The 5,243-nt window shown below is 72.2% G+C and carries 6 protein-coding genes; 1 reads left to right on the forward strand and 5 read right to left on the reverse strand.

Annotated features, from left to right (window positions below; all coding sequences use genetic code 11):
* The first annotated feature begins 56 nt into the window (after positions 1-56).
* A complete protein-coding gene (locus IE321_RS40660) occupies positions 57-338 on the forward strand; it encodes a hypothetical protein (RefSeq protein ID WP_190226662.1) in 282 nt (93 codons plus the stop codon).
* A gap of 432 nt (positions 339-770) precedes the next feature.
* On the opposite strand, the gene IE321_RS43365 is transcribed toward IE321_RS40660, so the two are convergent.
* The 5 genes from IE321_RS43365 to IE321_RS40680 all read right to left on the reverse strand — a co-directional run.
* Positions 771-1,037 (reverse strand): VOC family protein, encoded by a 267-nt coding sequence (locus IE321_RS43365; RefSeq protein WP_190226663.1) that lies wholly within the window; start codon positions 1,035-1,037, stop codon positions 771-773.
* A 451-nt stretch (positions 1,038-1,488) separates the two neighbouring features.
* The gene (locus tag IE321_RS40670; protein WP_190226664.1) at positions 1,489-2,976 is read right to left on the reverse strand and encodes a hypothetical protein; all 1,488 of its coding nucleotides are present in this window, start codon (positions 2,974-2,976) and stop codon (positions 1,489-1,491) included.
* Positions 2,977-3,212: 236 nt separating this feature from the next.
* Positions 3,213-3,299, reverse strand: a complete 87-nt coding sequence (locus IE321_RS43295) for a putative leader peptide (protein ID WP_350813881.1) — start codon at positions 3,297-3,299, stop codon at positions 3,213-3,215.
* A gap of 1,021 nt (positions 3,300-4,320) precedes the next feature.
* The gene (locus IE321_RS40675; RefSeq protein WP_190226665.1) at positions 4,321-4,509 is read right to left on the reverse strand and encodes a hypothetical protein; all 189 of its coding nucleotides are present in this window, start codon (positions 4,507-4,509) and stop codon (positions 4,321-4,323) included.
* A 27-nt stretch (positions 4,510-4,536) separates the two neighbouring features.
* Positions 4,537-5,243: alkyl sulfatase dimerization domain-containing protein (locus tag IE321_RS40680; RefSeq protein WP_308439757.1), on the reverse strand; the 707-nt coding region annotated here is incomplete at its 5' end.

Below are 5,243 nucleotides of genomic sequence, written 5' to 3' on the forward strand. Positions count from 1 at the left end.
CTGGTCGCGTTCCTTGACGAGTGGCTGTGAGGGCGCCCTGCTGGGACTATGCCCCGATGAACTCAGGACTTCCCGCCGGATGGACGATCGAGCGCGTGCGCGCTCTTTCCAAAGACCCTAGCGCCGTCCCGCTCTCCGTCGATCGACTCGTAGTTGTCGAGACAGCCGGTCAGGGCGACTACGAACCGCTCCGGCCCGATGTGATTCTCGCGTTCCACGAGTTGTGTCTCGTGAGGGACGACGGCGAGTGGTTCATGGGGCAGCTCGACGATGACGGCTCGGTGATCTGCTGGGGCTCGTACGGATCCGACCTGACCGAGGCCATCCGCAGCCTCTGAGCAACACCCCGCATCTTCAGCCACTTTCGCAAAACGCCCCAAGGGAGCGGGCCGGTGTCGGGTAGAACTGCAGGTCAGGAAGACTGCTCCCCGCCCGCGCGGGGATGGACCCGGCCGCGCCAACCACGCCGGCGGCGGCGACCCGTCCTCCCCGCGCCCGCGGGGATGGCTCTTTGGTGGGTGGGTTGTTGGTAATAGGACCAACGCTCCGGCAGGTCCGCGGACCCTTGGCCCGCTTCGTGGCCGAGCCCGGTGGCCGGGCACGCGAGGTGCTCTGCCGGGCAAACCCCGGCCGAGTATCCCCTCGAACGGGCCCTGGACCCGCCGGGGGCTTGCGCCTCACCTGCCGCGAGACCGAGCCGGGGCGTGAAGGGCCCCGCGCGCGGGTGGCTGCGGCAGGGGACGAGTACCTCCCTGGCGGGGGCGGTGGCCCTACGGCCGCGAGAACACTCCGAACGGGTTGCCCAGCGGGTCGGTCAACTCGGCTGCTTTCCCCCAGGACTCGTCCCTGGCCGGTTCGGTGGACTCCGCGCCGGCCTTGAGGGCCGCCACCGCCGCGTCGTTGTCGGGAACCACGAAGTACGGGCACCAGTAGCTGGTCTTCGTCTTCTCGTCGTACAGGATCCCGGCAGGCGGGGACGCCTCCGAGAAGAGGTGCCAGTAGGTGCCGAGGGTCTCCGGCGGATCGACCACGTCCACGCCCTCCAGCGCGGCGCTGTAGTAATCGGCCAGGGGTGTCTCCGTGTTGTAGTAGGAGACCGTGCCGTCCTGATCCAGGGCTTCGTACCCGGCAGCCGCTGGTAGAACTCCAACAGTTTTTCTCAGCCCGCATCCGGCAGGCGAAGAGCACGGCGACCGGATTGCCACGCTGGAAGAGGCCGGCAGCCAGTTCGAGGCACACCTGTCCTCCGCCCATCTGCGCGCCGCCGCGGCAAACGCGCGACTGCTGGACATGCACCCAGGAGCCCGGAACCAGGGTGATCCGGCACCTCAGGGTCCACACGCCTGTGGCGTGGAACGGTGCCGCGCCCATTCTTCGAGCGCGGCCCGTTCCTCTTCCGGCAGGATCAACTCGGTTTTCAGCCGCCCGTACGGACCGCACGTCACGCCTGTACATCTGAACAGAATTTCCGACTCAGGAGACCGAGGGTCAGCTCGCGGTGATCCGCAGGACCCCTGTCACGGTTCCCTGGAGGTAGGCGCCGTCGGGGGCGACGGTTCCGGCCATCTGGAGCGTGTCGTACAGCGACCCGATGCCGACCTGGTGGGAGCGGACGACCCGCCCGGTGGCCGGGTCGATCTGTACGTAGCGGTACGGGTCGAGGAGGCTCGTGCCCTTCGTGCCGGGGATGAGGGGGTCGCGCACCACGGTGTGGAGGGTGTTCGTGGCGGTGGACAGCTTCGGGACCGCCGCCGAGCGCAGGGCGTTGTCCCAGACGACCGTGCAGCCGGTGCCGTCGGGGCGTACGTCGACCCGGGTCAGGCCGCCGGCGAAGTCCGCCGACGACGGGTCGGAGGGGCCCGCACCGTCCGGGAGCGCCGGATACGGGTAGCCGTAGGTGCCGGCGACGTAGACGCTGGTGCCGGCGCCGACGGGGGAGTTCTCGCTGCCGGGGCCGCCGGAGGCGACCAGCACGGGCGAGGAGCAGACCTCCTTCCCGTCGGCCGTGCGGTACACCTTCAGGCGGACGGTCGTGTCCGCGTTGTCGACGATCGCGACCCACTCGGTCCCGGAGGACGGGCCGAGGAACGTCGGGGTGGAGCCGCTGCCCCAGCTCAGCAGCCCCGGCTTGCGGGCCCGCCCCCGGTCGTACGCCTGCCGCCAGACGGTCCGGGGTACGCCGTCGTCGTCCGCCGTCAGCAGGTACGTGGCGTGGGTGCTGGTCACGGCGGTGCCCTCGGGGGCGGTGGAGATGCTGTTGGCGACGCGCTCCCCGGCGGGCAGTCGCAGTGACGCGACCTGCCCGGTGCGGTCGTCGGCGAGGCCGACCGTTCCGCCGCCCGTGGCGAACCAGACGCGGCCCCGCCAGTCCGGCGACAGGCCGGTCACCGCGTCGCCGTCGGGGACGGCGGCGGTCAGGGAGAGCCGTCGGTCGACCGAGAGGCGCCAGGCGCCGGAGGCGTCCCTGTGGTGGCCGACGCGGAGGAGGCTGCGGCTGCCGTCCACGACGACCAGCCGGTCCTCGTGGTCGAGGTGGGCGTAGACGCCGCCGAGGAGCGAGCCCTTGGTCAGTTCGAGCGAGGTGAGGGACGCGCCGGTCGCCGGGTCCAGGAGGTGGACGGTCGGCACCTGCCCGAAGATCGGGGTGCACAGCACCACGGGGAGGCCGTCGGAGCCGACCAGGACGGTGGGGCAGGCCGAGGCGAGGGCCGTCCGCTTCGAGGACAGGGCGCCCGCGCCGGGCCCGGCCGGCGGGGTGGTGTCGGAGGAGCCGGTGTCCCCGTGCATGGTGGCCGTTCCGTCGGGGCCCGCGTACGGGTTGTGCGGCGGTACGGGTACGGAGGCGGCGGCCCCGATCGGGGCGGCGCCTGCGGGGAGGGCTCCCGCGGCGAGGGCGAGGACGGAGAACAGTGCGGCGGCCGGCAGGCGGCGCCGGGTGCGGGGGCGTGCGTGCGGGACGGGCAGCGGGGCGGGCATGACGGGGTCCTTCCGGGCTGGCGGGACTCGCACGGGGCGAGCCGGGAGGGGGCCGCGCGCACGGCGGGGAGCTCCCGCGCTCGGACCCGTGTGCCAAGGCCTCGGGGCTCAGGGCCGCAGGGGAAGGGCAGGGAGCGGTGGTGCGGGGGGAGAGCGGCGCGCGGGCGGCTCCGGCCGTGCGGACACGGTGAGCCGGTGGGGCCGCGGCCAGGCGTGTCGGAGCGGGGCCGCGGGGGTCAGCGCGGAAGGCGACAGAGCGCGCCCGACGTCCGTACGAGATCGACGTGACGTCGGCGCGTGAACAGCGGGCGCCGGGGATGCATGGGTGTGAGGGAATCAGGTGCCGTCCGGCGGGGTCAAGGCTCTCCGCCGACTGTTCCACGGACCGGGACGGAGGGAGGAATCGGGATCAACGAGGTTGAGGCGGGGTGGAGTTGGCACGGTCGGACCTTGGGACCCTTCTGGGTCATTCAGGCTCCTTCGGGGCTCCCCGATCCTTCCTTCGTCGTTCCCTCACCAGGAAGCGCCTGACGCGGACGTGTCCGTCGGTCGGCCGGCGCCCGGGACTTCGGAAAGGGCGGGGTGAGGTGGGGCCGTCGCCTGCCGGGGCCGGCTGTTGCTCCGCGCCGGCCTCCGTGTACACGGTGAGCACCTCTCACCTCTGCTTCGGCCTGGTCCGCGCTCAAGGCTCAGTGGAACTTCGTTGCGATCGGCTCGGAGACGGACCGGCAGTGGAAGTTCGGGAGCGGCGGCGTCCACTCGCGCGATTCCTGGTCCGTCTTGCTGTGGTTCGTGCGCGCGATGGCCGCGACCAGGCTGGTGACGGCGGCTTGGTGGTTGGCGCTTCGTGTCCCCGTCGGAGGGTCAGGGGGCAGATGCGTGTGGCAAGAACGGCGATGTCGTCTTCGGTGCCGGGTGCGAGATGGGCCCGGAGGGGGACGGGGCCTGCGGCCAGGCCCGAGGTTCGCGAGGCGCTCCCGCTCCTCGGGGAGGAGGCGCGCTGGGGCGCCTGAGAGCGGCCGCGGGCGATGAGCGGTGCGGGCCAGGGACGGCCAGGGCCCACTCCCTCTGGTTGGCCTCGACCGCCACCGCGGCCGGCCCGCGTACCGTCCATGGGGTGCAGGCGGTGGTAGCAGCCGTGCCGGAACCGGCGCCGGCTGCTGGGGGCGCCGCGTGTGTGGCTGTGGGTGGTGATCTGGCGGGCCGGCCGTCGGTGGGGACGTGTCGCAGCAGGTCTTCGCGGGCGTCGGTGCCGGGAATGACCTCCGTGAGCGTGCGGGCCTGCATGGTCTGCGGCGGGCAGCCCTGTCATCCGCGCCAAAGTCTTGTTGACGTACACGTACCTCAGGTCGGGGGCGGGGGCAGGCACGGGCCGCCGTTGGGAGTGTCCATGGCCGGGCCGGTGAAGACCTTGCCCTCCGGTCCGACGGACATCCCGAGGGCACCGAAGCACTCCGCCAGGCGGTCGATCGGCGTGCCGTCGTAGACGTACTCCGCGGCCGCCTGTGCCATGAAGTGCTCCGGTGCGCTCACCGGTTTGCCCTCGGGGTGTCGGAGCCGTCAGGGGGTGATGATCGGGAAGTTCCAATCGGGCTTCGAGCGATGGGAGAGCAACCGGGTGATGAGCGTCGGGTCGCCCTCGGTGCCGATGCCCAGGTCGTCGACGCCCTTCCCCGCGAGCAGGCCGAGGAGCTGGGCCTTGCCGAGGGTGAGAGTGAGGCCGGCGGGGGCGCGGGGCGGGGCGGTGGCCTCGCGGTGGGTGAGGGCGCCGTTGTGGAGGGTGAGCCGGTACCGGGCGCCCGCGGCCGTGGGGCCGTCCGTGAGGACGAGGTCGATGACGAGCTCGTCGTCCCAGGCGCGCGGGCCGTCGATCGCGATGGCGATCGAGTCGAGCAGCATGGGGACGGTCAGCGCCATCACCATCTCGGGGTTGGCCAGGTCGACGACCTCTCCGGTGACGCCCTGTCGGAGTTCCTGGGCACCGCGCAGGTAGAAGTTGCGCCAGGTGGCGTTCTCGGCACCGTACCCGAGCCGCTGGTACACCCCGGCGAGTGTGTCCTTCGCCTCCTGGTTGTCCGGATCGGCGAAGACGAGGTGGTTCAGGAGGGTGGCGGCGAAGCGGAGGTCGCCGTCCTCGGCGTAGGCGCGGGCCTTGGCGAGGGCGTCGGCCGGTCCGCCGACCGCCTCCACGTACCGCTGGGCCAGTTGGGTGGGCGGGTGCTCCCACAGGTGGGCGGGGTTGCCGTCGAACCAGCCCATGTAGCGCT

It is taken from the genome of Streptomyces hydrogenans (assembly GCF_014656075.1).
GTDB classification, from domain to species: Bacteria; Actinomycetota; Actinomycetes; order Streptomycetales; family Streptomycetaceae; genus Streptomyces; species Streptomyces hydrogenans.

Excerpts from the sequence above, each read along its gene's own strand:
- IE321_RS43295 (WP_350813881.1), bottom strand. The coding sequence starts at position 3,299 with ATGCATCCCCGGCGCCCGCTGTTCACGCGCCGACGTCACGTCGATCTC.
- IE321_RS40670 (WP_190226664.1), bottom strand. The coding sequence starts at position 2,976 with ATGCCCGCCCCGCTGCCCGTCCCGCACGCACGCCCCCGCACCCGGCGC.
- IE321_RS40660 (WP_190226662.1), top strand. The coding sequence starts at position 57 with ATGAACTCAGGACTTCCCGCCGGATGGACGATCGAGCGCGTGCGCGCT.